This window comes from Aeromicrobium sp. MLTX1, assembly GCF_046452335.1.
Classification (GTDB): Bacteria; Actinomycetota; Actinomycetes; order Propionibacteriales; family Nocardioidaceae; genus Aeromicrobium.
Genome location: NZ_JBKFDN010000003.1, coordinates 120,184 through 142,683 on the forward strand (window position 1 = coordinate 120,184; position 22,500 = coordinate 142,683).

Annotated in this window: 29 protein-coding genes; 6 read left to right on the forward strand and 23 right to left on the reverse strand. The window is 69.5% G+C overall.

From position 1 onward, the window contains the following. Window positions 1-21 precede the first annotated feature (21 nt). The 5 genes from ACK99Q_RS16010 to ACK99Q_RS16030 form a co-directional block, all read right to left on the reverse strand. Complete coding sequence (locus ACK99Q_RS16010) at window positions 22-687, reverse strand: PH domain-containing protein (protein WP_410187116.1); 666 nt, start codon at window positions 685-687, stop codon at window positions 22-24. 9 nt (window positions 688-696) lie between these two features. Beyond that, window positions 697-852 carry a hypothetical protein gene (locus ACK99Q_RS16015; RefSeq protein ID WP_179425488.1) on the reverse strand — a complete coding sequence of 52 codons (156 nt, stop codon included), beginning with the start codon at window positions 850-852 and terminating at the stop codon, window positions 697-699. A 58-nt stretch (window positions 853-910) separates the two neighbouring features. Then, entirely contained in the window at window positions 911-1,867 is a 957-nt protein-coding gene (meaB, locus tag ACK99Q_RS16020) for a methylmalonyl Co-A mutase-associated GTPase MeaB (protein ID WP_410187117.1), read from the reverse strand. Window positions 1,868-1,892: 25 nt separating this feature from the next. Beyond that, window positions 1,893-3,083, reverse strand: coding sequence for an acetyl-CoA C-acetyltransferase (locus tag ACK99Q_RS16025; RefSeq protein ID WP_410187118.1), 1,191 nt, complete (start codon window positions 3,081-3,083; stop codon window positions 1,893-1,895). Between the two features lie 77 nt (window positions 3,084-3,160). Then, window positions 3,161-3,586 carry a pyridoxamine 5'-phosphate oxidase family protein gene (locus tag ACK99Q_RS16030; RefSeq protein ID WP_410187119.1) on the reverse strand — a complete coding sequence of 142 codons (426 nt, stop codon included), beginning with the start codon at window positions 3,584-3,586 and terminating at the stop codon, window positions 3,161-3,163. A gap of 66 nt (window positions 3,587-3,652) precedes the next feature. Here ACK99Q_RS16030 and mce point away from each other — a divergent pair, with 66 nt between their 5' ends. The 3 genes from mce (at window position 3,653) to ACK99Q_RS16045 (ending at window position 6,576) form a co-directional block, all read left to right on the forward strand. Beyond that, complete coding sequence (mce, locus tag ACK99Q_RS16035) at window positions 3,653-4,099, forward strand: methylmalonyl-CoA epimerase (protein WP_269306181.1); 447 nt, start codon at window positions 3,653-3,655, stop codon at window positions 4,097-4,099. A gap of 76 nt (window positions 4,100-4,175) precedes the next feature. Then, the gene (gene ccrA, locus ACK99Q_RS16040; protein ID WP_179425498.1) at window positions 4,176-5,513 is read left to right on the forward strand and encodes a crotonyl-CoA carboxylase/reductase; all 1,338 of its coding nucleotides are present in this window, start codon (window positions 4,176-4,178) and stop codon (window positions 5,511-5,513) included. Window positions 5,514-5,517: 4 nt separating this feature from the next. Continuing rightward, window positions 5,518-6,576 carry a DUF418 domain-containing protein gene (locus ACK99Q_RS16045; protein WP_410187120.1) on the forward strand — a complete coding sequence of 353 codons (1,059 nt, stop codon included), beginning with the start codon at window positions 5,518-5,520 and terminating at the stop codon, window positions 6,574-6,576. Here ACK99Q_RS16045 and ACK99Q_RS16050 read toward each other — a convergent pair. Genes ACK99Q_RS16050 through ACK99Q_RS16060 form a run of 3 tightly spaced genes read right to left on the reverse strand, consistent with a single transcriptional unit; the run spans window position 6,557 to window position 8,897 of the window. Then, the gene (locus tag ACK99Q_RS16050) at window positions 6,557-7,333 is read right to left on the reverse strand and encodes an alpha/beta hydrolase (protein WP_410187121.1); all 777 of its coding nucleotides are present in this window, start codon (window positions 7,331-7,333) and stop codon (window positions 6,557-6,559) included. The two genes, ACK99Q_RS16045 and ACK99Q_RS16050, sit on opposite strands and share 20 nt — an antisense overlap. Window positions 7,334-7,379: 46 nt before the next feature. Further along, a complete protein-coding gene (locus ACK99Q_RS16055) occupies window positions 7,380-7,655 on the reverse strand; it encodes a hypothetical protein (RefSeq protein ID WP_410187122.1) in 276 nt (91 codons plus the stop codon). Between the two features lie 51 nt (window positions 7,656-7,706). Then, window positions 7,707-8,897 carry a 3-hydroxyacyl-CoA dehydrogenase NAD-binding domain-containing protein gene (locus ACK99Q_RS16060; protein ID WP_410187123.1) on the reverse strand — a complete coding sequence of 397 codons (1,191 nt, stop codon included), beginning with the start codon at window positions 8,895-8,897 and terminating at the stop codon, window positions 7,707-7,709. Between the two features lie 96 nt (window positions 8,898-8,993). Between ACK99Q_RS16060 and ACK99Q_RS16065 the strand changes: the two genes are divergently transcribed. Together ACK99Q_RS16065 and nucS are read left to right on the forward strand one after the other, a co-directional pair. Continuing rightward, complete coding sequence (locus ACK99Q_RS16065) at window positions 8,994-9,362, forward strand: hypothetical protein (protein WP_410187124.1); 369 nt, start codon at window positions 8,994-8,996, stop codon at window positions 9,360-9,362. After that, window positions 9,359-10,036: an endonuclease NucS gene (nucS, locus tag ACK99Q_RS16070; RefSeq protein WP_179425510.1), complete on the forward strand. Its 678-nt coding sequence runs from the start codon at window positions 9,359-9,361 to the stop codon at window positions 10,034-10,036. The genes ACK99Q_RS16065 and nucS overlap by 4 nt, the downstream gene beginning before the upstream one ends. Before the next feature lie 102 nt (window positions 10,037-10,138). Here nucS and ACK99Q_RS16075 read toward each other — a convergent pair whose 3' ends face one another. Continuing rightward, window positions 10,139-11,077 (reverse strand): endonuclease/exonuclease/phosphatase family protein, encoded by a 939-nt coding sequence (locus tag ACK99Q_RS16075; RefSeq protein ID WP_410187125.1) that lies wholly within the window; start codon window positions 11,075-11,077, stop codon window positions 10,139-10,141. A 4-nt stretch (window positions 11,078-11,081) separates the two neighbouring features. After that, a complete protein-coding gene (locus tag ACK99Q_RS16080) occupies window positions 11,082-11,606 on the reverse strand; it encodes a ferritin (protein WP_179425514.1) in 525 nt (174 codons plus the stop codon). A gap of 82 nt (window positions 11,607-11,688) precedes the next feature. On the opposite strand from ACK99Q_RS16080, the gene ACK99Q_RS16085 reads away from it, so the two are divergent. Beyond that, window positions 11,689-11,859 (forward strand): hypothetical protein, encoded by a 171-nt coding sequence (locus ACK99Q_RS16085; protein ID WP_410187126.1) that lies wholly within the window; start codon window positions 11,689-11,691, stop codon window positions 11,857-11,859. A 108-nt stretch (window positions 11,860-11,967) separates the two neighbouring features. On the opposite strand, the gene ACK99Q_RS16090 is transcribed toward ACK99Q_RS16085, so the two are convergent. From ACK99Q_RS16090 to ACK99Q_RS16150, 13 genes are all read right to left on the reverse strand, one after another. Then, the gene (locus tag ACK99Q_RS16090; protein ID WP_179425517.1) at window positions 11,968-13,953 is read right to left on the reverse strand and encodes a protein meaA; all 1,986 of its coding nucleotides are present in this window, start codon (window positions 13,951-13,953) and stop codon (window positions 11,968-11,970) included. Between the two features lie 68 nt (window positions 13,954-14,021). Continuing rightward, on the reverse strand, window positions 14,022-14,603 hold the full coding sequence (locus ACK99Q_RS16095; protein ID WP_179425527.1) for a cob(I)yrinic acid a,c-diamide adenosyltransferase: 582 nt from the start codon (window positions 14,601-14,603) through the stop codon (window positions 14,022-14,024). A 37-nt stretch (window positions 14,604-14,640) separates the two neighbouring features. Then, window positions 14,641-14,763, reverse strand: coding sequence for a hypothetical protein (locus tag ACK99Q_RS16100; RefSeq protein WP_263280671.1), 123 nt, complete (start codon window positions 14,761-14,763; stop codon window positions 14,641-14,643). Window positions 14,764-14,830: 67 nt separating this feature from the next. Then, the gene (locus ACK99Q_RS16105) at window positions 14,831-15,277 is read right to left on the reverse strand and encodes a DUF2550 domain-containing protein (RefSeq protein WP_179425529.1); all 447 of its coding nucleotides are present in this window, start codon (window positions 15,275-15,277) and stop codon (window positions 14,831-14,833) included. Between the two features lie 23 nt (window positions 15,278-15,300). Then, window positions 15,301-15,675 carry a F0F1 ATP synthase subunit epsilon gene (locus ACK99Q_RS16110; RefSeq protein WP_410187127.1) on the reverse strand — a complete coding sequence of 125 codons (375 nt, stop codon included), beginning with the start codon at window positions 15,673-15,675 and terminating at the stop codon, window positions 15,301-15,303. A gap of 11 nt (window positions 15,676-15,686) precedes the next feature. Next, window positions 15,687-17,156, reverse strand: coding sequence for a F0F1 ATP synthase subunit beta (gene atpD / locus ACK99Q_RS16115; protein ID WP_410187328.1), 1,470 nt, complete (start codon window positions 17,154-17,156; stop codon window positions 15,687-15,689). Further along, window positions 17,152-18,081: a F0F1 ATP synthase subunit gamma gene (locus tag ACK99Q_RS16120; protein ID WP_410187128.1), complete on the reverse strand. Its 930-nt coding sequence runs from the start codon at window positions 18,079-18,081 to the stop codon at window positions 17,152-17,154. The genes atpD and ACK99Q_RS16120 overlap by 5 nt, the downstream gene beginning before the upstream one ends. A gap of 2 nt (window positions 18,082-18,083) precedes the next feature. Continuing rightward, window positions 18,084-19,727, reverse strand: coding sequence for a F0F1 ATP synthase subunit alpha (atpA, locus tag ACK99Q_RS16125; protein ID WP_410187129.1), 1,644 nt, complete (start codon window positions 19,725-19,727; stop codon window positions 18,084-18,086). A gap of 39 nt (window positions 19,728-19,766) precedes the next feature. Next, window positions 19,767-20,570 (reverse strand): F0F1 ATP synthase subunit delta, encoded by an 804-nt coding sequence (locus ACK99Q_RS16130; protein WP_410187130.1) that lies wholly within the window; start codon window positions 20,568-20,570, stop codon window positions 19,767-19,769. Next, window positions 20,570-21,112: a F0F1 ATP synthase subunit B gene (locus tag ACK99Q_RS16135; RefSeq protein WP_179425541.1), complete on the reverse strand. Its 543-nt coding sequence runs from the start codon at window positions 21,110-21,112 to the stop codon at window positions 20,570-20,572. Before ACK99Q_RS16135 ends, ACK99Q_RS16130 begins: the two co-directional genes overlap by 1 nt. A gap of 19 nt (window positions 21,113-21,131) precedes the next feature. Beyond that, the gene (gene atpE / locus ACK99Q_RS16140; protein WP_179428207.1) at window positions 21,132-21,317 is read right to left on the reverse strand and encodes an ATP synthase F0 subunit C; all 186 of its coding nucleotides are present in this window, start codon (window positions 21,315-21,317) and stop codon (window positions 21,132-21,134) included. A gap of 109 nt (window positions 21,318-21,426) precedes the next feature. Further along, window positions 21,427-22,230: a F0F1 ATP synthase subunit A gene (atpB, locus tag ACK99Q_RS16145; protein ID WP_269307038.1), complete on the reverse strand. Its 804-nt coding sequence runs from the start codon at window positions 22,228-22,230 to the stop codon at window positions 21,427-21,429. A 72-nt stretch (window positions 22,231-22,302) separates the two neighbouring features. Further along, window positions 22,303-22,494: a hypothetical protein gene (locus ACK99Q_RS16150; RefSeq protein ID WP_410187131.1), complete on the reverse strand. Its 192-nt coding sequence runs from the start codon at window positions 22,492-22,494 to the stop codon at window positions 22,303-22,305. Between the last annotated feature and the right edge of the window lie 6 nt (window positions 22,495-22,500).

A 22,500-nucleotide genomic window follows, 5' to 3' on the forward strand; every position in this document is an offset into this window, starting at 1 on the left:
ATGACAGTCTAGGAAGACGGCTCACAGACCGCGGATCGGCTCGGTGCGCTCGTCCCCGTCGGGGCCGACGTCGAGCCGCTGGTCGCGCGAGGCCGACAGCAGACGCTCGCGCCGGCGGTTCTCCTTGTTCACGGCGTTGTTGATCTCGCGATCGACCGCGAGGATGTCGGGCACGAACTTGATCTCGCGCAGGCCCTGCTCCTGGGCCGCCGACTCGAACACGAAGTGCCCGTACCCGAACACGCGTCCCAGCAGCGGACGCGTCATGGTCATGTCGAGGATGCGGTTGATGGGCATCGTGGCCACGCGCGCGGTCAGGACGCCGCTGAGCCGGACGACCCGCCAGTTCGTGACGACGAAGACGTCCCGCCACTCGACGTAGGCCCGCACCGCGGCCGCTACGACGACGACGAGGGACAGCAGCCACAGCACCTGCGCCGGGCCGGAGTTCCAGTGGAACAGCAGGACGAGCAGGCAGCCCGCGGACGCCAGCATCGACGCGGGCAGCGGCCAGTACACGGCCACGTGCTTGGGCACGATCTGCAGGACGCGCTCGCCGCTGCGCGGATTGAGGCGCTTGTTGAGCGCGACGTGGTGCTCGGGGTCGGGGAACGGCTCGCGCAGGCGTCCCCAGAACCGCGCCGCCACCGGAGGGGGCGCGGTCTCGATCGCCGGACGCTCGGTCATGGCGCCGGCCTAGAAGAGCTCGGCGACGAACACTCCGACCTGTCCGAATGCGCTGATGGCGGCGTCGAAGGCCCCCCGAACGGCCGACGCGGCGTCCTCAGGCGTGCTGAACAGGTAGTAGAGCCCGAAGCCCACCACGAACAGGATCACTGCCTTCTTCACCACGCGCACAGTTCTACCGGACCTGCAACCCGAAATGCGGGACGCCGCGCAGGCGTGTGCGCTACGCGTCGAGATCGGCCAGCAGCGTGTCGGCGGCCGAGAACGGGTCGACGTCGCCCGCGAACGCCCGCGCGGCGAGCGCGTCGAGCTCCTCGCCGCCGTCGAGCACGAACCGCCGCCGGACCTGGTCGAGCGCGATCGCCTGGATCTCGCGGCGGAGGCGGTCGGTGCGTCGTCGGGCCAGCTGGCCCGACGTGCGCAGGTGCGCGGCGTGCTCCCGCAGGTGGTCGACGAGCTCGGGCACGCCGGTGCCCTCGGTGGCCACGGTGAGGTCGATCGGACGCTTCCAGCCGTCCTGCCGATCGCTCATCGAGAGCATCGTGCGCAGCTCGCGCCGCGTGGTGGCGGCGCCGTCGCGGTCGGCCTTGTTGACGCAGAAGACGTCGCCGATCTCGAGGATGCCCGCCTTCGCGGCCTGGATGCCGTCGCCCATGCCGGGCGCCAGCAGCACGACCGTGGTGTCGGCCAGGCCCGCGACCTCGACCTCGGACTGCCCGACGCCGACGGTCTCGAGCAGGACCACGTCGCAGCCGGCGGCGTCGAGGACGCGGATCGCGTGGGGCGTGGCCCACGACAGGCCGCCGAGGTGACCCCGGCTGGCCATCGACCGGATGAAGACCTCGGGGTCGGTGGCGTGCTCGGTCATGCGGATGCGGTCGCCGAGCAGCGCTCCCCCGCTGAAGGGCGAGGTGGGGTCGACCGCGAGCACGCCCACGCGCAGGCCACGGGCGCGCAGCTCGGTGACGAGGGCCGACGTGGTGGTCGACTTGCCCACGCCCGGCGACCCGGTGAGGCCGACGACGTGGGCGCCGCCCACGAGCGGGGCGAGCGCGGCGCTCACCTCACGCAGGTGGTCGGACTCGGTCTCGACGAGGGTGATCAGACGCGCCACCGACCTGGCCTCGCCGGCTTGCGCCCGCGTGACCAGGTCGGTGACGTCGACGTTCCTGGGACTCAACTCCGCAGATTCGGGTGAGGGCCGATCAGGCCTGCGGGACCCGGATGATCAGGGCGTCGCCCTGGCCACCGCCGCCGCACAGGGCAGCCGCGCCGGTGCCGCCGCCGCGACGCTGCAGCTCGAGCGCGAGGTGCAGGACGATGCGCGCACCGCTCATGCCGATCGGGTGGCCGAGCGCGATCGCGCCGCCGTTGACGTTGACCTTGTCCTGGCTGACGCCGAGCTTGTTCGCCGAGACGATGCCGACGGCGGCGAACGCCTCGTTGAGCTCGAACAGGTCGATGTCGGAGACGGCGATGCCCTCCTTCTGGGCGGCCTTCTCGATCGCGTTGGCCGGCTGCTCCTGGAGCGTGGAGTCGGGGCCCGACACGTTGCCGTGGGCGCCGATCTCGGCGAGCCAGGTCAGGCCCAGCTCCTCGGCCTTGGCCTTGCTCATGACGATCACGGCACAGGCGCCGTCGGAGATCTGGCTGGCGGTGCCGGCCGTGATCGTGCCCTCCTTGGAGAACGCGGGACGCAGACGACCGAGCGACTCGGCGGTGGTGTCGCCACGGACGCCCTCGTCGGCGCTGACGACGACCGGGTCGCCCTTGCGCTGCGGGATCTCGACCGGGACGATCTCGTCGTCGAAGACGCCGTTCTTCTGGCCCTCGGCGGCGAGCTGGTGCGAGCGGGCGCCGAACGCGTCCTGCTCCTCACGGGTGAGGGTGTCGGTGGCGGCGTTGCGCTGCTCGGTGAGCGAGCCCATGGCCTGGTCGGTGAGCGCGTCCCACAGACCGTCGTACTCCATGTGGTCGAGCATCGTGACCTTGCCGTACTTGTGGCCGTCGCGCGAGCCCGTGAGCAGGTGCGGCGCCTGGGTCATCGACTCCTGGCCGCCGGCGACGACGACGTCGTACTCGCCCGCGCGGATGAGCTGGTCGGCCAGCGCGATGGCGTTGATGCCCGACAGGCACACCTTGTTGACGGTGATCGCGGGGACGTCGAGCGGGATGCCGCCCTTGAACGCGGCCTGGCGCGCGGGCACCTGGCCGGCTCCGGCTCCGAGGACCTGGCCCATGATCACGTAGTCGACCTGGTCGCCGGTGATGCCGGCCTTGTCCAGGGCGCCCTTGATCGCGATGCCGCCGAGATCGGAACCGGACAGCGACTTGAGGCCGCCCTGCAGTCGACCGATCGGGGTACGGGCCCCGGCGACGATGACGGAAGTGGTCATGAAACGTGCTCCTTCGGTGCGTGCGTTGGGGTCACTGTACCCATGGGGCCGGACGGCCCGGCCGGGCGTGGCCCGGCTCACATGACGGGGGTGAGGTCGGGCTCGGGCCCGAAGCGGAAGCGGCGCCCGCTGATCTCGCTGACGTCGATCACGACGAGGTGGTATTTGAGCGTCGGCAGCCACGAGTGCAGGTCGGCCAGGTCGAGCTCCTCGGCCTCCTCCTGCGTCTCGATCTGGCGCGCCGTGCCCTTCAGCACGACGCTCGTGGCGCCGTCGCCGGAGACCTCGTCGACCTCGAACGCGACGTGGCTGTCCAGCAGGACGCCCATGAGCTTGGTGCCCTCCGCCGTGCGGAAGGCGATGCGGCGGCCGACGAGCGCGTAGTTGACGGGGAAGATCTCGGGCTGGCCCAGGACCGTCAGCGCCAGCCGGCCGAACGTGTGGTCGGCGACGAAGTCCCAGGGCTCGTTGCCGGTCATCTCGGTGATCGCGGAGGTGTCCATGTCTCATTGTCACCCCGGAAGCGGTCCACGGGGAGGACCCGCCGCGCCCGTACTAGGCTGCCCGCCATGACCAGTGAATCGCTCGTTCCGGGCCACCTGCTCACCGCCATCGACCACGTCGGCATCGCCGTCCCCGACCTCGACGACGCCATCGAGTTCTACTCGCGCGTCTTCGGCCTCGAGTCGATCCACGAGGAGGTCAACGAGGAGCAGGGCGTGCGCGAGGCGATGCTCGCCGTCGGCGACTCCGGCTCGTGCATCCAGCTGCTCGCTCCCCTGAGCGAGGAGTCCACGATCGCCAAGTACCTGGACCGCAACGGACCGGGCGTGCAGCAGTTGGCGTACCGTGTGACCGACATCGACGCGGTCTCCAACACCCTGCGCGACCGCGGCGTGCGCCTCCTGTACGACACCCCCAAGCGGGGCACGTCCGACAGCCGCGTCAACTTCGTGCACCCGAAGGACGCCGGGGGCGTGCTCGTCGAGCTTGTCGAGCCTGCAGCCGCGCACTGAATCCGGCTCGCGGCCCAAGTTCCCCGCCAGTAACATCACCGCAGACCCCCTGCACCACCGACGCGAAGGACCCTCAGTGCAGCACATCCTCGACGCCATCATGTCCGGCGACCGCACCGCAGAGACGTACCAGAACCTCGAGCTCCCCGAGACCTACCGGGGCATCACCGTCCACAAGGACGAGCAGAACATGTTCGAGGGCGTGGCCACCCGGGACAAGGACCCCCGCAAGAGCCTGCACCTCGACGACGTGCCCCTGCCCGAGCTCGCTCCGGGCGAGGCCCTCGTCGCCGTCATGGCCAGCGCGATCAACTACAACACGGTCTGGACCTCGATCTTCGAGCCCGTCTCGACGTTCGGCTTCCTGGAGCGCTACGGCCGCCTCTCGGAGTACACGAAGCGCCACGACCTGCCGTACCACGTGGTCGGCTCCGACCTCGCCGGCGTCGTGCTGCGCACGGGCCCGGGCGTCAACGCCTGGAAGCCCGGCCAGGAGGTCGTCGCGCACTGCCTGTCGGTCGAGCTCGAGAGCCCCGACGGCCACGACGACACGATGATGGACCCGCAGCAGCGCATCTGGGGCTTCGAGACCAACTTCGGCGGCCTCGCCGAGCTGGCCATCGTCAAGTCCAACCAGCTGATGCCCAAGCCCGCCCACCTGTCGTGGGAGGAGGCCGCCTCGCCGGGCCTGGTGAACTCCACCGCCTACCGCCAGCTGGTCAGCAAGAACGGCGCCAACATGAAGCAGGGCGACGTCGTCCTGATCTGGGGCGCCTCGGGCGGCCTGGGCTCCTACGCCACGCAGATGGCCCTCAACGGCGGCGCCATCCCGGTGTGCGTCGTCTCCAGCCCCGACAAGGCCGAGATCGTGCGCTCGCTCGGCGCCGAGCACATCATCGACCGCTCGGCCGAGGGCTACAAGTTCTGGAAGGACGAGCACAACCAGGACCCGAAGGAGTGGCAGCGCTTCGGCAAGAAGATCCGCGAGCTCACCGGCGGCGAGGACCCGGACATCGTGTTCGAGCACCCGGGCCGCGAGACCTTCGGCGCCAGCGTCTACGTCACGCGCAAGGGCGGCACGATCATCACCTGCGCGTCGACCTCGGGCTACATGCACCAGTACGACAACCGCTACCTGTGGATGAACCTCAAGAACATCAAGAGCTCGCACTTCGCGAACTACCGCGAGGCCTTCGAGGCCAACCGCCTCATCGACAAGGGCCTCATCCACCCGACCGTGTCCAAGGTCTACAAGCTCGAGGACACCGGCCAGGCCGCGCTCGACGTGCACCACAACAAGCACCAGGGCAAGGTCGGCGTCCTGACGCTGGCGCCCGAGGAGGGCCTGGGCGTGACGGACGAGGCCAAGCGCGCCAAGTACATCGACGAGATCAACCGCTTCCGCGGCATCTGATCCGATGAGGTCGCGAGTCCGCGGGCTGGATGCCGCCCGCGGACTCGCGCTCGTCGGGATGGTGGTCGCCCACCTCGACACCCGGATCGACTTCGATCCGGGTGTCGCTGCTTCCTGGCGTCATGTCGGCGACGGCCGCGCCGCCGTGCTGTTCGTCGTGGTGGCGGGGTTCGCCCTCGCGCTCACGACGGGCGGCACGCGCCCCCACGAGGGCGAGCGACTGGCCGACGACCGGCTCGCGATCTTCGTGCGCGCGGCCGTCCTGGCCGCCCTTGGCGCCGGCCTGACCGCCCTCGGCACGCCCGTGGCGGTCATCCTAGCCTCCTACGCGGTCTACTTCGTCGTCGCGCTGCCGTTCCTGCGGGCGCCGGTGCCCGTGCTGCTGGGCATCGGCACCGTGCTCGCCGTGGGCGGGCCGCTGATCATCGCGTGGCTCGTCGAGCGGGTGCCCGAGCTGGCCGAGAGCCCGGTCGGCGACCTGTTCGTCGCGATGCCCTACCCCGCGATCCAGTGGTCGGGGTTCCTGCTCGTCGGGCTCGCGCTGGGGCGTCTCCAGCCGTCCGACACCACCCTCTACGCGATCGCCGCGGTGGGGCTCGGCGTGGGCATCATCCTCCACCAGCTCATGCTCGACGTCCTCCAGCGCCTCATGAGCGAGCCCGGTGCGCGCGACGGCCTGGTGCTGAACCAGCTGATGTCCGACCACCGGTCACAGAACCCGATCGAGGCCGCCTCCGTGCTGGCGATCAGCGTGGCCGTGCTGGCGCTGCTCGTCGCGCTCACGCCGCACCTCCACGGGCTGCTCTACCCGCTCGAGTCCGCGGGCCGGATGGCGCTGACGCTCTACGTCGGGCACATCGTGGCCTACTGGATCGCGATCGAGGCCGATCCGGCACTCGAGGCGGGCGCGGGGGCCCTCGCGGGCTGGACGCTGGTCGTCGCTCTCGTGCTGGCGAGCCTGTGGTTCCTGCGGTTCTCCCGCGGTCCGCTCGAGTGGGCGCTGCACCGGATCGTGCAGGCCACCCTCGGACCGCGCGACGGCGTCAGCGCGGCTGGTCCTTGAACACCGCGGTGGTGCGGTCGGCGTAGGCCGAGGAGTCCGCGCGCTCCATCGGACCTTCCCACTCACGCGGCAGCGGCACCTCTGCCCGGGGGTTGAGCCGACTGACGATCTCGTCCAGCACGCGCTCGGTGTCGCCCACCCACAGGTGCTTCGCACCGTCGACGGCGATCACCTCGGCCTGCGGCACCGCGGCGAAGCGCTCGCGCGCCTCGGCGGGTCGCAGGTAGTCGTCGAACTCCGGCACGAGCGCGGTCAGCGGCCGACCGTCGGCGGCCCAGGCCTCGAGGTGCTCGGGCGCGCTGAAGCGCAGCGGCGGCGACAGCAGGATCGCACCGACGACGTCGGGCTCGAGCCCGTACATGAGCGTCAGGTCGGTGCCGAAGGACCAGCCCACGATCCACACGTTCGGCAGCTCGGAGAACTCGGCGTACTCGATCGCGGCGGCCACGTCGAAGCGCTCCCCCTGCGCCCTGTCGAACTCGCCCTCGCTGCGGCCGCGCACGCTCTCGGTGCCGCGCGTGTTGAACCGCAGGACGGCGATGTCGGCGAGCGCGGGCAGGCGGTAGGAGGCCTTGCGGAAGACGTGGCTGTCCATCATGCCGCCGTGCGTGGGCAGCGGGTGCAGGCAGATCATCGTGGCGACCGGGTCGCGGTCCTGCGGCAGCGCCAGCTCGCCCACCAGGGTCAGTCCGTCGGCGGTCGTGAGCTCGATGTCCTCGCGCCGGGCGGGCAGCACCGACGATCCCGTGATCTTCACACGTCCATCCTGCCCGAGGGGGCACGAGGGCTCTCGCCGGGCGGGATCAGGACTGGCGCTGCCAGCAGTGCTGGTGCCAGTGCCGCCGCTCGTTGATGCCGTCGGTCTCCAGCAGGCTCGGCACGTCGGGCCACACCACGAAGTGCGGGGTCGCCGGCGGGATCAGCTGGTCGCAGCCGGGGCACCGGTAGGGGTACGACGAGGTGGTGCCGGTGATGAAGCGCTGCCAGAACTCGCCGGAGCGGCGATGGACGAGCTCCTCGGGCCGCGCGGGAGGCTCGCGCCGGGCGGCACGGGCGGCGGCTGCCTTGCGACGCGACATGGCCCCGATCGTACCGATCGGGGCCATGCGCGACGTGCGTGCGGGTGCGGCTCAGTAGGTGTGGAAGCCGGCCTTGGTCTTGCGGCCCAGGCGGCCCTCCGCGACGACCTTCTCCAGCGACGGGGCCGGCTGCCAGCCCTCGTGGCCGAACGTCTCGACGAGGGTCTGCTGGATCGCCAGCGAGACGTCGTTGCCGACCACGTCGAGGAGCTCGAACGGGCCCATGGGCAGCTTGGTCTCCTTCATCGCGGCGTCGATCTGCTCCATCGAGGCGGCACCGGACTCCTGGAGCCGGATCGCGTCGTTGAGGTAGGGGAACAGCAGCGCGTTGACGATGAAGCCGGCGCGGTCGCCGCACGAGACCGGGTGCTTGGCGGTGGCCAGGCACAGGGCGCGCACGGTCTCGTCGACCTCGGGGTCGGTGACCTCGGTGGTGACGACCTCGACCAGCTTCATGACCGGGGCGGGGTTGAAGAAGTGCATGCCGATGACGTCGGCCGGACGGCTCGTGGCGTCGGCGCAGGCGCGGATCGACAGCGACGACGTGGTGGTGGCCAGGATCGCGCCGGGCTTGCAGATGCGGTCGAGGTCGCGGAACAGCTCGAGCTTGATGTCGAGGTCCTCGGCGATGGCCTCGACGACGAGGTCGACGTCGGCGAGGGCCTCGCGCTCGGTGGCGCCGGTGAGGCGGGCGAGCACGGCGTCCTTGCCGGCCTCGTCGAGCTTGCCGCGCGCGACGGCGCGGTCGAGGTTCTTGGTGACGTACGCGACGACGCCGTCGAGCTTCTCCTGCGAACGACCGACGTAGACGACGTCGTAGCCGGCCTGGGCGAAGACCTGGGCGATGCCCGACGCCATCGTGCCGGTGCCGACGACGCCGACCGTGGCGACGGGGCGCTTGACCTCGGGGACGGGGGTGCCGTCGGCTCCCTCGCCGGAGAAGGAGGAGCCGGAGTCGGCGATCTCGACCAGCGCGGGGGCCGGGCGGTGCAGCGGGTCCCCGGTCTGGGCGAACTGCTCGGCGAGGCCGTCGACGACCGTCTTGGCGCCGAGCGCGTCGATGAGCGCCAGGGGGCCGATCGGGTAGCCACAGCCGAAGCGCATGCCCGCGTCGATGTCGGCCGCGGTCGCGTAGCCGTCGCCGTACATCGTGGCCGCGTGGTTGAGGTACGGGTAGAGCAGCGTGCGCGCGATGCGTCCGCCCTCGTCGTCGGCGGTGATGCGATCGACGATCTCTGCCATCAGAATCTCCTTCGAGGCTTGGCCCGCCGGTACTGCTTCCCGCCGAGCGTTCGTGAAAGGGTAGCGTGACAGCACCTCTGTCTCGATGGGAGTCCCATGTCCTCACGTCTCGCCGCCACCGCCCTCGCGACCGTCCTGCTGGCCGGCGTCGCCGGGTGCGCGAAGGACGAGCCCGCGACGCCGTCCGACCCGACCTCGCAGACGCCCAGCGCCACCGTCCCCACGGACGACCCGCGCGCCGCGCTCGTGGGCTCGTGGCGCGCCGACGAGGCCGACTGGACCGTGCACTTCGCGGCCGACGGCTCGTTCACGGAGGACTTCGAGGGCAACGTGGACTTCCGCCGCGGCGCCTACCGCGTGGAGGACGGCATCGTCTACCTCGACGGTGACGACGGCGAGAGCACCGAGGGCGAGCTCTCGGGCGAGACCATCAACTTCAAGCTCGGGATGCTCGAGCGCCTGTGAGGATCGTCGTCGCCCGCTGCCAGGTCGACTACGCCGGCCGCCTGACCGCGCACCTGCCGCTCGCGCTGCGGGTCATCATGGTGAAGTCCGACGGCTCCGTGCTCGTGCACGCCGACGGCGGGTCCTACAAGCCCCTCAACTGGATGAGCCCTCCGTGCACGCTGCGCGAGGGCGTCGCCGAGGACGGCGTCGTCGAGTGGACCGTCACGGCCAAGAAGACCGACGACACGCTCCGCATCCGGCTCGAGGAGGTCATCCACGACTCCGAGCACGAGCTGGGGGTCGACCCCGGCCTGCAGAAGGACGGCGTGGAGAAGCACCTGCAGGAGCTGCTCGCCGAGCACACCTCGGCCCTCGAGGACGGGATGTCCCTCGTCCGACGCGAGTACATGACCGCCATCGGCCCGGTCGACCTGCTCTGCCGCGACGCGGCCGGCGGCTCCGTGGCCGTGGAGATCAAGCGACGCGGCGAGATCGACGGCGTCGAGCAGCTGACGCGCTACCTCGAGCTGATGAACCGCGACCCCAAGCTGCGCCCCGTGCGCGGCATCTTCGCCGCGCAGGAGATCAAGCCGCAGGCGCGCACCCTCGCCAAGGACCGCGGCATCGACTGCGTCGTCGTCGACTACGACGACCTCCGCGGCCTCGACGACCCGAGCCTGCGCCTCTTCTGACCTCCGGTCAGCCAGATCTGTAGCGGTATCCACCCTTTACCGGCCGACATGGCCAGAAAACGGTGGCTGCCGCTACACATCTCGCGCGGGCGGAGCCGCGGGTCAGCGGGAGCAGACGCGCAGGTCGGCCCAGACGGCGCGGTGGTCGGCGCCGGAGATGTCCTCGGTGCCCGAGTCCTGCACGCTGAGGCCGCGCACGAGCACGTGGTCGATGTCGGCGAACGGCGGGTAGAAGCGGTCCATCGGCCACGTGGCGGTGGGCCACAGACCCGCGGTGTCGTACATGCCACGCTTCGCGTCGCGGAAGGCCGCGTGCGCCGAGGAGGCGTTGAAGTCGCCGGCCATGACGAGCGGGCGGCCGCGGTTGGCGCGCTGCCACTCCCCCAGCTCGAGCAGGCCGCCGCGCCAGTCCTCGAGCCACTGGCTCACCGGCGGCATCGGGTGCACGGCGCGCACCAGGACGGCCGTGCCGTCGACGTCGATCGACATGGCCGGCTGCTGGAACGTCGTCACCTCGGCAGCGGGCACGTCGACACGCGTGGCCGGGTACCGCGAGAGGATCACCGTGCCGTCGGTGTCGCGCGCCTCGGGCGTCTGGCCACTGCGGTGCGTGAACCGCTTCCCCTCCTCGGTGGCGGCGATCGCCGCGATCATCGGCTCGGTGACCTCGTTGAGGATCAGCACGTCGACGTCGTGACTCGTCACGGCCGCCATGATCTCGGCGACGTCGGCCTCGGCGTAGTAGGCGTTGAGGGTCATCACCGACAGGCGCGCCTGGCCGGCGTCGCAGTCGGGACGGTTGCTGACGTTGAGGATCGTCACGAGCGCCACCGCGATCACGACGGCGTTCGCGCCGCACGCGAGCCAGGCCCGTGCGAGCACGCTCAGGACGATGCCCGCGACGGCCAGCACGATCCAGAGCCGCCCGAGCGCCTGGACCGCGGGCAGCCACGACGGCTCCACCCGGTCCAGCCACGGCGTCGCCGCCAGTGCGAGCAGCACCACGGCGACGAGCGTCAACAGCGCCCGGACGACCCTCACGGCGTCAGGCGCCCGCGATCGGCGGCGCGGTGGGGTCGGAGTCCTCGCCGGTCTCCTCGCGCGCGATCCAGTCCTCGATGCGCTCGTAGTCGTCCTTCGAGCGCGTGACGACGGCGAGCAGGTCGCTCATCTTGGCGACCTCCTCGACCTGCTCCTTGATGAACCACTGCATGAACTGGTCGGAGGCGAAGTCGTTGTCCTCGCGGGCCAGCCGGGTGAGCTCGTTGATCTGCGCGGTGACGCGCTTCTCCTGGTCGAGCGCGACCTGGACGGGCTCGACGACGTCGGCGAAGTCCATGCGCGGGGCGGGCAGGCCCGGGATGACGACCTGTTGGTCCTGGTCGAGCAGGTACTGCACCATCATCATCGCGTGGTCGCGCTCCTCGAGCGCCTGGGCGTAGAACAGGGCGGCCATCTGCGGCATCGTGAGCGCGTCGTAGTACGTCGCGATCCCCACGTACTGCTGGTGTGCGCTGAACTCGTGGCCGATCTGCTCCTGCAGGGCCTTCACGAACTGCTGGGACGCCATGTTCTCCTCCTTCGGCGAGGACAGCCTAACCTCGCGATGTACCGTGGTTGTCGTGCCGAAGCCGCCGAAGAAGAAGTGTTGCGTGAGCAAGCCGCGCTGCAAGCGCTGCCCGATCCGCATGATGGCCGACGGCACGCTCCCCGACGGCTACACCGTCAAGAAGCGCAAGCTGGTCAAGGTCAAGAAGGACAAGAAGAAGGACAAGAAGTCCTCGAAGTCCTCCAAGACCAAGGCCAAGCCGCTGGCCGCCTGATCACTTCGACCGCTTCGATCACGGCGAGCCTATTGGTCGGCGGGCCCCGATGCCACGAAGGACAGGCGAGCCTTCGCCCACCTGTCCCTCGCGCGGACCGCCTCGGGGTCAGACGGGGAGGTCGTTGGCCTTGCGGATCTCGTCGACGACGCGGCCCATGATGTCGGTCATGCCGAAGTCCTTCGGCGTGAACACCGCGGCGATGCCGGCGGCCTCGAGCTTGCGACCGTCGGAGTCGGGGATGATGCCGCCGACGATGATCGGCACGTTCGTCAGGCCGGCGTCGGCCAGGCCTTTCTGCACGTCGGGCACCAGCTCCATGTGCGAGCCGGACAGGATCGACAGGCCGACCACGTGGACGTCCTCGGCCACGGCGGCGGCCACGATCTGCTCGGGCGTCAGGCGGATGCCCTGGTAGATGACCTCGAAGCCGGCGTCGCGCGCCCGCACGGCCACCTGCTCGGCGCCGTTGGAGTGCCCGTCGAGGCCCGGCTTGCCGACGAGGAAGCGCAGGCGGCCGCCGAGCTCCTCGCCGGTCTGGCGCACCTTCTCGCGCACGGCGGTCAGCTCGGATCCTGCCTCGGCCACGCCACTCACCCCTGCCACGCCCGTGGGCGCCCGGTACTCGCCGAAGACCTCGCGCAGCGCCGCGGACCACTCGCCCACCGTGGCGCCAGCGCGCACGGCGTCGAGGGTGGCGGCCATGAGGTTCTGGTCGGTCTTGGCCTGCTGCTGGACGACCTCGAGGGCCGCGTCGACGGCGGCCTGGTCGCGCTGGCTGCGCCACTGCTGCACGTCGGCGATCGCGTTGGCCTCGGCCTGCGGGTCGGCGACCATGATCGCGGTGTCGAGGTCGGCGGTCAGCGGCGACGGCTCGGTCTCGACGAAGCTGTTGAGGCCCACGACCTTCATCTCGCCGGACTCGATGCGCGCGCGACGCTCGGCGTGCGAGGTGACGAGCTCCTGCTTCATGTAGCCCGAGACGACTGCGGCAACGGCGCCGCCCATCGCCTGGACGCGGTCCATCTCGGCCTTCGCGCCCTCCACGAGCTCGTCGACCTTCGCCTCGATGACGTGCGAGCCGTCGAAGATGTCGCCGTACTCGAGCAGGTCGGACTCGTAGGCCAGCACCTGCTGGAGCCGCAGCGACCACTGCTGGTCCCACGGACGCGGCAGGCCGAGCGCCTCGTTCCAGGCGGGCAGCTGCACCGCGCGGGCGCGGGCGTTCTTGCTGAGCGTGACGCCCAGCATCTCCAGCACGATGCGCTGGACGTTGTTCTCGGGCTGCGCCTCGGTGAGGCCGAGCGAGTTGACCTGCACGCCGTAGCGGAAGCGACGCATCTTCGGGTCCTTGACGCCGTAGCGGTCGCGGGTGATCTCCTCCCACAGCCGGCCGAAGGCGCGCATCTTGCACATCTCCTCGACGAAGCGCACGCCGGCGTTCACGAAGAAGGAGATGCGACCCACGACCTGCTCGAACTGGTCGTCGGGCACCTGGCCGGAGTCCTTGACCGCGTCGAGGACGGCGATGGCTGTGCTCATCGCGAAGGCGAGCTCCTGCACGGGCGTCGCGCCCGCCTCCTGCAGGTGGTAGCTGCAGATGTTGAGCGGGTTCCACTTCGGGATGTTCGCGACGGTGTACGCGATCATGTCGGTGGTCAGCCGCAGCGAGGCCTCGGGCGGGAACACGTAGGTGCCCCGGGAGAGGTACTCCTTGATGATGTCGTTCTGGGTCGTGCCGGCGAGAGCCGAGGGGTCGACGCCCTGCTCCTCGGCGGCCACCTGGTACATCGCCAGCAGCCACATGGCCGTCGCGTTGATGGTCATCGAGGTGTTCATCTCCGACAGCGGGATGTCCTCGAAGAGGCGGCGCATGGCGCCCAGGTGCGGGATCGGCACGCCGACCTTGCCGACCTCACCACGCGACAGCACGTGGTCGGGGTCGTAGCCCGTCTGCGTCGGCAGGTCGAAGGCGACCGAGAGGCCGGTCTGACCCTTCGCCAGGTTGCGCCGGTAGAGGGCGTTGGACTCGGCTGCGGAGCTGTGGCCGGCGTAGGTTCGCATCACCCACGGGCGATCAGGCTGCACTGACATGCGGCAAGGGTACCGCTGCCCTGCGGCGCGCGACGGCGGGTCCACCCCGCCGTCACGCTCGGTTGCGATCAGGCGCCGGTGCGGTCGCCGCCGGGAACCCAGAGCACGTCGCCGCGCTCACGGTTCGCGTAGCGACCGAGGATGAACAGCAGGTCGCTCAGGCGGTTGAGGTACTTCGCGACGAGCGGGTTGACCGTGTCGCCGTGCTCCTCGATGGCACGCCAGGCTGCGCGCTCGGCACGGCGGGTGACGGTGCGGGCCACGTGCAGCTGCGCGGCGGCCATCGTGCCGCCGGGGAGGATGAACGAGTCGAGCTTCGGCGTCGCCTCGTTGAAGCGGTCGCACCACTGCTCGAGGCGCTCCACGTAGTCGGGCTCCACGCGCAGCGGCGGGTACTCGGGCTCATCGACGATCGGGTTTCCGACGTCGGACCCGAGGTCGAACAGGTCGTTCTGGATGTGCGTCAGCACGGCGGTGACGTCGGCGTCCAGCTCGCCGGTGGCCAGTGCCACGCCGATCTGGCTGTTCGCCTCGTCGACGTCGGCGTAGACGACCAAGCGCACGTCGTTCTTCGACGTGCGCGAGAAGTCGACGAGATTGGTGGTCCCGTCGTCTCCGGTCCTGGTGTAGATCCTCGTCAGGTGAACCATGCGTTCACCCTAGAGGTTGAGGTCAGAGGACCTCGCATCACATCCAGTCGATGCGGTTGATCTTGATGGGCGCCGAGGAGTCGTCCGCCTGGGCGGGCGAGGCGACGGTGCCAGCGGCGACGGCGAGGGCGAGGAGCGCTGCAGCGATGATCTTCTTCATGATCACAAGTGTGAAGGGTGGCGAGGTCACGAGCAACCGAAATGGCGGAGTTGCCTCGTATCGAAGATCACAGGACGTTGTTCACGCCACGTCCGGGCGGCGATGACTCCAGCCACGACAGCAACCCGGTCAGCGAGTTCGGGCTCAGCGCGAACTGCTCGATGCCGGCAGCGTTCTCGGTGCGCACGACGATGTGGCCGTCGTGCAGGGCGTACGCCTCGGCGCCCTCGGGGTCGCGGCGCCCCTCGATGAGGACGCCGCCGCGCTCGAACCGGTGGCGCGGGCGCGGGGAGAAGGAGAAGGTGCGGTACCAGTCGATGGCGTCGTCACGATAGACCGCGACGCCGAGCACCCAGCCGGAGGCGGAGTGCTCGGCGCCACGATTCACGCTCAGCTCGAAGGTGACGCCCTGGCGGGCGATCCACCGACGTCGTGCGATGAGGCCGACGAGGAACAGCAGGCCCAGCACGACGATGATCGCGAGGGAGTCGACCAGCCACAACCACAGCGGCATCGATCACGCCCTCGCGATCACCATCAGGACGCCTTGCCGATGAGGCGGAGCTTCGCCTCGGCGCGGCGGACGGCCAGCTCGTCCTCGGACGAGCGGGCCTTCTCCAGTTCAGCGGTGGTGGCCGCCTCGTCGACCTCGTCGGCGAGGAACGTGTCCTCGGACAGGATCGACACGCGGTCGGCCGCCACGGAGATGAAGCCCTCGCTGACGGCGGCGCGCAGGACCTCGCCGCCCTCGACGGGGTGGATCTCGACGACGCCGGGCACCAGCAGCGACAGCAGCGGCGCGTGGCCGGTGAGCACGCCGATGTCGCCCTCGGCGGTACGGGCGATGACCTCACGGGCCTCGCCCGACCACACGACGCGGTCGGCGGCGACGAGCTCGATCTGCAGTGTCATGTCAGCGGACCTCAGAGGTTCTTCTGGATCTCGGCCCACTTCGCGTCGACGTCGTCCAGACCGCCGCACATGAAGAACGCCTGCTCGGCCACGTGGTCGTACTCGCCGTCACAGATCTTGGTGAACGCGTCGATCGTCTCGTCGAGCGGGACGGTCGAGCCCTCGATGCCGGTGAACTGCTTGGCCACGTAGGTGTTCTGCGAGAGGAAGCGCTGGATACGACGAGCGCGCGAGACGATCGTCTTGTCCTCCTCGCTGAGCTCGTCGACACCGAGGATCGCGATGATGTCCTGGAGCTCTTGGTTGCGCTGCAGGATGCCCTTGACCCGGTTGGCCGTCGCGTAGTGATCCGCCGCGATGTAGCGGGGGTCCAGGATGCGCGAGGTCGAGGTCAGCGGGTCCACGGCCGGGTAGATGCCCAGCGACGCGATCTCACGGCTCAGCTCGGTCGTGGCGTCCAGGTGGGCGAACGTCGTGGCCGGGGCCGGGTCGGTGTAGTCGTCGGCGGGCACGTAGATCGCCTGCATCGAGGTGATCGAGTGACCACGCGTCGAGGTGATCCGCTCCTGCAGCACGCCCATCTCGTCGGCCAGCGTGGGCTGGTAGCCCACGGCCGAGGGGACGCGACCCAGCAGGGTCGAGACCTCGGAGCCGGCCTGGGTGAACCGGAAGATGTTGTCGATGAACAGCAGCACGTCCTGGTTCTGGACGTCGCGGAAGTACTCGGCCATCGTCAGGGCCGACAGGGCGACGCGCAGACGCGCTCCCGGCGGCTCGTCCATCTGGCCGAAGACCAGCGCCACCTTGTCGAGGACGCCCGACTCCTCCATCTCGACGATGAGGTCGTTGCCCTCACGGGTGCGCTCGCCGACGCCGGCGAACACCGACACGCCGTCGTGGTCCTTGGCGACGCGGGCGATCATCTCCTGGATCAGCACGGTCTTGCCGACGCCGGCACCACCGAACAGGCCGATCTTGCCGCCCAGCACGTACGGCGTCAGCAGGTCGATGACCTTGATGCCGGTCTGGAACATCTCGGTCTTGGACTCGAGCTGGTCGAAGGCCGGAGCCTTGCGGTGGATGCCCCAGCGCTCGTTGACCTCCCAGGTCTCACCCTCGGCCAGGTTCATGACCTGTCCGGTGGTGTTGAAGACCTTGCCGAGGGTCTGGTCGCCGACGGGCACCGAGATCGGCTCGCCGGTGTCGGTGACGGGGGTGCCGCGGACGACGCCGTCGGTGGGCCGCAGGCTGATCGCGCGGACCATGCCGTCGCCGATGTGCTGCGCGACCTCGAGGGTCAGCGTCTCCTTGGTGCCGGCGACCTCGGTGTCGACCAGCAGGGCGTTGTAGATCTCCGGCATCTGGTCGGCCGGGAACTCGATGTCGAGCACCGGGCCGATGACCCGGGCGACGCGGCCGGTCACGGCGGCCGAGTCGGTGGTGGTCTCTTCGACGGTTGCAGTCATGGTGTCTTCCTCAATCGGACTGGGAGGCCTCGGCGAGCGCGTTCGCGCCACCCACGATCTCGCTGATTTCTTGGGTGATGCCGGCCTGGCGAGCCTGGTTCGCCAGTCGGGTGTACTTCTCGATCAGGTCCTGCGCGTTGTCGGTCGCGGACTTCATGGCCTTCTGACGCGCGGCGAGCTCGGAGGCCGCCGCCTGCAGCAGGCAGGAGTAGATGCGGCTGTAGAGGTACTTCGGCAGCACGGCCTCGAGCACCTCGGAGGCGCTCGGCTCGAACTCGTAGAGGGGCAGCACCTCGGAGTCCTCCGGGGCCTCCTCCCCCTCGACGATCTCGAGCGGGAACAGACGGATCGCCGTCGGCTCCTGCACCAGCATCGACTTGAAGCGCGTGTAGACCACGTACAGCTCGTCGACGGCCTGGGCCGGGTCGATGGCCTCCTCCGCCGTCTCGTGCTGCGCCCCACGCGAGATCAGCTCGTCGCCGATCGCGCGCGCGTCGTCGTACGTGGGCTTGTCGGAGAAGCCGGTCCACGACTTCTCGTACTCACGCTGGCGGAAGTTGAAGTACGACTCCGCCTTGCGGCCGGCCAGGAAGTACGTGACCTGCTTGCCCTCCGCGCGCAGACGCTCGGCGAGCTGCTCGGTCTCCTTCAGCACGCTGGACGCGTACGCGCCCGCCAGACCGCGGTCGCTGGCGACCACGAGGATGGCCGCACGCTCGGCGTGCGGGTTCTCGGTCGTCAGCACGTGGTCGACGTTGGAGTACGTGGCCAGGGCCGACACCGCACGCGTGAGCTCTCGCGCGTACGGTGCGGCCGCGGCTGCGTGCTGCTGGGCCTTGATGATCCGCGACGCGGCGATCAACTCCATCGCACGCGTGATCTTCTTGGTCGACTGGGTCGACCTGATCTTCGCGCGGTACTCGCGGAGTGAGACAGCCATCGTCAGCCTCGCTTCTGTCGGACGATCTGCTCCTGCTCGACGTCCTCGTCGGCGAGTGCGTCGAACTCCTCGTGGCCGGCCTTGATCGATCCACCGTCGCTGGTCTCGAACTGGTCGAGGAAGGAGTCGTACGCGCCGTCGAGCGTCTGGGCGCTCTCGTCCTCGAACTTGCCGCTCTCGCGGATCGCGTCGAGCACACCGGAGTGCGAGCGCTTGACGTAGTCGAGGAACTCGGCCTCGAAGCGGTGCACGTCGTTGACGGGCACGGCGTCGAGCTTGCCCGTGGTGGCGGCCCAGATCGAGACGACCTGCTGCTCCATCGGGAACGGGTTGTACTGCGCCTGCTTGAACAGCTCCATGAGGCGCTGTCCACGGGCGAGCTGGGCCTTCGACGCGGCATCGAGGTCGGACGCGAACATCGCGAACGCCTCCATGGCGCGGTACTGGGCCAGCTCGACCTTCAGCGAGCCGGTGACGGCCTTCATCGCCTTGGTCATCGCCGAGCCACCCACGCGGGAGACCGAGATGCCGACGTCCACGGCGGGACGCTGGTTGGCGTTGAAGAGGTCCGACTGCAGGAAGATCTGGCCGTCGGTGATCGAGATGACGTTGGTCGGGATGTAGGCCGACACGTCGTTGGCCTTCGTCTCGATGATCGGCAGACCGGTCATCGAGCCCGCGCCCAGGTCGTCGCTGAGCTTGGCGCAGCGCTCGAGCAGCCGCGAGTGCAGGTAGAAGACGTCGCCCGGGTAGGCCTCACGGCCCGGCGGACGGCGCAGCAGCAGCGACACGGCGCGGTACGCCTCGGCCTGCTTCGACAGGTCGTCGAAGATCACCAGGACGTGCTTGCCCTGGTACATCCAGTGCTGGCCGATGGCCGAGCCGGTGTACGGAGCGAGGTACTTGAAGCCGGCCGAGTCCGACGCGGGAGCCGCGACGATCGTCGTGTACTCCAGGGCGCCGGCCGCCTCGAGCGCGCCGCGCACGGAGGCGATCGTCGAGCCCTTCTGGCCGATGCCGACGTAGATGCAGCGGACCTGCTTGCTCGGATCGCCCGACTCCCAGAACTCCTTCTGGTTGATGATCGTGTCGATCGCGATGGCGGTCTTGCCGGTCTGACGGTCGCCGATGATCAGCTGGCGCTGGCCACGGCCGACCGGGGTCAGCGAGTCGATCGCCTTCAGGCCGGTCATCAGGGGCTCGTGGACGCTCTTGCGCTGCATGACGTTCGGCGCCTGGAGCTCGAGGGCACGACGTCCCTCGAGGTCAGCGATCTCGCCGAGGCCGTCGATGGGCGTGCCGAGCGGGTCGACGACGCGGCCGAGGTAGCCCTCGCCGACGGGGACCGAGAGGACCTCGCCGGTGCGCTTGACCTTCTGGCCTTCTTCGATGCCCTCGAAGTCACCGAGGATGACCACACCGATCTCGCGGACGTCGAGGTTCAACGCCAGACCGAGGGTGCCGTCCTCGAACTCGAGCAGTTCGTTGGCCATCGCCGAGGGAAGACCCTCCACCTGCGCGATGCCGTCGGCCGCCGTCGCGACGACGCCGACTTCTTCGGCCTCGCCCTGCGTCGGGGTGTAATCCGACACGAACTTCTGCAACGCGTCGCGGATCTCCTCCGGACGAATCGAGAGTTCAGTCATGCTGTGTGCCTGCCTTCTTGTGCGAACGATGCGTTCTGGTCAGCCTGCGATGCGCCGGCGGGCGGCCTCGAGGCGGGTGGACATGGTGGCGTCGACGACCTCGTCGCCCACGGAGACGGCGATCCCGCCGATCACGGACGGATCGACCACGGTGTTCAGCTGGATCGCACGGCCGTAGCGACGCGAGAGGGCGTCGGTGAGCCGCTGGCGCTCGGCGTCGTCGAGGTCGTAGGCCACGCGGGCGACGGCGACGAGCCGGTCCTCACGCGCCGCGACCTGACGGCTGAACGCCTCGAGGACCCGCTCGAAGGAGCCGGAGCGTCCGACCGCGGCCTGGCCCAGGAGGGACAGGGTCGACTCGGAGACCTTCCCACCGAAGACGTCCTGCAGCAGGGTGGTCTTCGCCGCGACCGGAACGGTCTTGTCGGAGACGACCTGGCGCAGCTCGTCGGACTGGTGGATGACGCGACCGGCCTCGAACAGCTCGTTCTCGAGCTCGTCGCCCCGGCCGGCCTCGTCGGCGGCCCGGGTGAACGCCGCGACTCCGGCGATCTCGAGGCCGTCGGTGAGGTCACGACCCGCGGCCCAGCGACCGCCGACCGCGGCCTGCAGCACCGTGAGCGCGTCCTGGCTGACCTTGCCGTCGAAGATGCCGGTGGCGAGCGTGCGCTTGCCGTCGGCCTCGATCGAGGGATCGGTCAGCACCCGACGCGCCGCGACGGCGGAGTCGAGGGCCTCGACGATGCCGAACAGCTCGGCGCCGACCTGCGCCGCCGACGCGCCCGGCACCGCGGAGACCGCGGCGAGGGTCGCGTCGAGCGACTTGGCAGACGATCCGCGCATCAGTTCGCCGACCCCTCGAGCTCGTCGATGAAGCGCTGCACCGTGCGACGCTGCGCATCGGTGTCGGCGAGGGACTCACCGACGATGCGACCCGCGAGCTCGGTGGCCATGCCGCCGACCTCGGACTTCAGCTGCGCGATGGCCTGCTGGCGCTCGGCCGCGATCTGGGCCTGCGCCGCCGAGACGATGCGTGCGGACTCGGCCTGAGCCTGCTCGCGCATCTCGACGACGATCTGGGCACCCTGCTCGCGCGCCTCCTCGCGGATGGCGGCGGCCTCGTGCCGGGCCTCGGCCAGCTGCGCCGTGTACTGCTCGAGCGCGGCCTGGGCTTCCTTCTGCGCCGACTGCGCCTCCTCGATCCCGCCCTCGATGGCGGCCGTGCGCTCGGCGTAGGCCTGCTCGAAGTTCGGAATGACGTACTTCCGGATGAGGAAGTACAGGATCGCGAAGACGACCACTGCCAGCACGATCTCCGAGAGGATCGGCATCAGCGGGCTGTGTTCCTCGCCTTCGGCAGCCGTGGCGAGAATCGTGGAGTACATCAGTCAGTTCCTGACGTTGTCAGAGGACGAAGGCGAGCGCGATGCCGATGATGGCCAGGGCCTCGGCAAGGGCGAAGCCGAGGATCGCGATCGTCTGGAGGCGGCTCTGGGCCTCGGGCTGACGGGCGACGCCGTTGATGTAGGCGGCGAAGATCAGACCGATGCCGACGCCCGGGCCGATGGCGGCCAGGCCGTAGCCGATCATGTTCAGGGAGCCGAGGGTTTCGAGATCCACGGATTTTTCCTTTCGTTGACGACGCAGGGCGCGCCGTCGGTTTGCGAAAACTGGGGGGTTATTCGGTTGTGGCCGGCGCTCAGTGCTCGTCGGCGAGTGCCCCACCGATGTACATGGCGGTCAGCAGGGTGAAGACGTAGGCCTGCAGGAACAGGACCAGCAGCTCGAGGAAGCTCACGGCGATGCCCAGGACGAACGACAGGGCGCCGACCGGGATGTACCAGGGGTTGCCGGAGTCGAGGATCAGGTAGGCCGCGCCGGTCGCGAACAGGATCAGAAGCAGGTGGCCGGCGAACAGGTTGGCGAAGAGACGAAGCGCCAGCGTGACCGGGCGGACCAGCACGGTGGACAGGAACTCGAGCGGGATGATCAGCACCAGGATCGGGCCGCTGATGCCGCCGGGGACCGTGACGTGCTTGAGGTAGCCGAGGAAGCCGTGCTTCGCGACGCCGACGCCGTTGAAGACGAGCCACACGAGCGCCGCCAGCGGCAGCACGAAGCTGAACCGCGAGAACGACGGGAACTGCAGGAACGGGATGAGGCCGAAGTAGTTGTTCACCAGGATGAAGGTGAACAGCGAGAACAGCAGGGGCACGAACTTCATGAAGTCGTGCGAGCCGATCGAGTCGCGGGCGACGCCGTTGCGGACGAAGCCGTAGACGTACTCGCCGGCGAACTGCAGCTTGCCCGGGACGACGGCCTTGTTCTTCGAGGCGGCCCAGAAGAAGCCGACGATCAGCGGCACCGAGAGGACCAGCAGGAGCATCGGCTTGGTGACCCCGAAGTCACCGATCGAGAAGACCGGAGGGAGGTCGAAGCTGGCCGGCCCGGGGGCGTGGTAGCCCTCAGAGTCCGAGGCGGCGTTCAGCACGGCGGTCGTCACGGCGGACAATCGATCACCCTTCTGTGGCGTCGAGCCCTGTCGGCCCCGACGTCGGTCGGCAGTTCGCGCGGGTCACTTCTCGCGTTGCGCCATCGCGACCGTGAGAATGCCCAGTGCGGCACCCAGCACGACTCCGATGGCCACCATGAACGACGTGTCCCACCATCGATCGAGCAGGAATCCCACTCCACCGTAGAAGATCACCCCACCAGCCACACGTCCGAAGGCAACCCACGGATCCTGCGGCGGCGGTGCGTCGTTCATTGCACC

Excerpts from the sequence above, each read along its gene's own strand:
- ACK99Q_RS16120 (WP_410187128.1), bottom strand. The coding sequence starts at position 18,081 with ATGGCTGTCTCACTCCGCGAGTACCGCGCGAAGATCAGGTCGACCCAG.
- ACK99Q_RS16065 (WP_410187124.1), top strand. The coding sequence starts at position 8,994 with ATGTCCTCACGTCTCGCCGCCACCGCCCTCGCGACCGTCCTGCTGGCC.
- ACK99Q_RS16055 (WP_410187122.1), bottom strand. The coding sequence starts at position 7,655 with ATGTCGCGTCGCAAGGCAGCCGCCGCCCGTGCCGCCCGGCGCGAGCCT.
- ACK99Q_RS16010 (WP_410187116.1), bottom strand. The coding sequence starts at position 687 with ATGACCGAGCGTCCGGCGATCGAGACCGCGCCCCCTCCGGTGGCGGCG.
- ACK99Q_RS16130 (WP_410187130.1), bottom strand. The coding sequence starts at position 20,570 with ATGCGCGGATCGTCTGCCAAGTCGCTCGACGCGACCCTCGCCGCGGTC.
- ACK99Q_RS16095 (WP_179425527.1), bottom strand. The coding sequence starts at position 14,603 with ATGGTTCACCTGACGAGGATCTACACCAGGACCGGAGACGACGGGACC.
- atpA (WP_410187129.1), bottom strand. The coding sequence starts at position 19,727 with ATGACTGAACTCTCGATTCGTCCGGAGGAGATCCGCGACGCGTTGCAG.
- ACK99Q_RS16060 (WP_410187123.1), bottom strand. The coding sequence starts at position 8,897 with ATGGCAGAGATCGTCGATCGCATCACCGCCGACGACGAGGGCGGACGC.
- ACK99Q_RS16100 (WP_263280671.1), bottom strand. The coding sequence starts at position 14,763 with ATGAAGAAGATCATCGCTGCAGCGCTCCTCGCCCTCGCCGTCGCCGCT.
- ACK99Q_RS16080 (WP_179425514.1), bottom strand. The coding sequence starts at position 11,606 with ATGGCGTCCCAGCAGTTCGTGAAGGCCCTGCAGGAGCAGATCGGCCAC.
- ACK99Q_RS16150 (WP_410187131.1), bottom strand. The coding sequence starts at position 22,494 with ATGAACGACGCACCGCCGCCGCAGGATCCGTGGGTTGCCTTCGGACGT.
- ACK99Q_RS16135 (WP_179425541.1), bottom strand. The coding sequence starts at position 21,112 with ATGTACTCCACGATTCTCGCCACGGCTGCCGAAGGCGAGGAACACAGC.
- ACK99Q_RS16030 (WP_410187119.1), bottom strand. The coding sequence starts at position 3,586 with ATGGACACCTCCGCGATCACCGAGATGACCGGCAACGAGCCCTGGGAC.
- mce (WP_269306181.1), top strand. The coding sequence starts at position 3,653 with ATGACCAGTGAATCGCTCGTTCCGGGCCACCTGCTCACCGCCATCGAC.
- ACK99Q_RS16025 (WP_410187118.1), bottom strand. The coding sequence starts at position 3,083 with ATGACCACTTCCGTCATCGTCGCCGGGGCCCGTACCCCGATCGGTCGA.
- ACK99Q_RS16090 (WP_179425517.1), bottom strand. The coding sequence starts at position 13,953 with ATGTCAGTGCAGCCTGATCGCCCGTGGGTGATGCGAACCTACGCCGGC.
- atpE (WP_179428207.1), bottom strand. The coding sequence starts at position 21,317 with ATGATCGGCTACGGCCTGGCCGCCATCGGCCCGGGCGTCGGCATCGGT.
- ACK99Q_RS16110 (WP_410187127.1), bottom strand. The coding sequence starts at position 15,675 with ATGACACTGCAGATCGAGCTCGTCGCCGCCGACCGCGTCGTGTGGTCG.
- ACK99Q_RS16105 (WP_179425529.1), bottom strand. The coding sequence starts at position 15,277 with ATGCCGCTGTGGTTGTGGCTGGTCGACTCCCTCGCGATCATCGTCGTG.
- ACK99Q_RS16045 (WP_410187120.1), top strand. The coding sequence starts at position 5,518 with ATGAGGTCGCGAGTCCGCGGGCTGGATGCCGCCCGCGGACTCGCGCTC.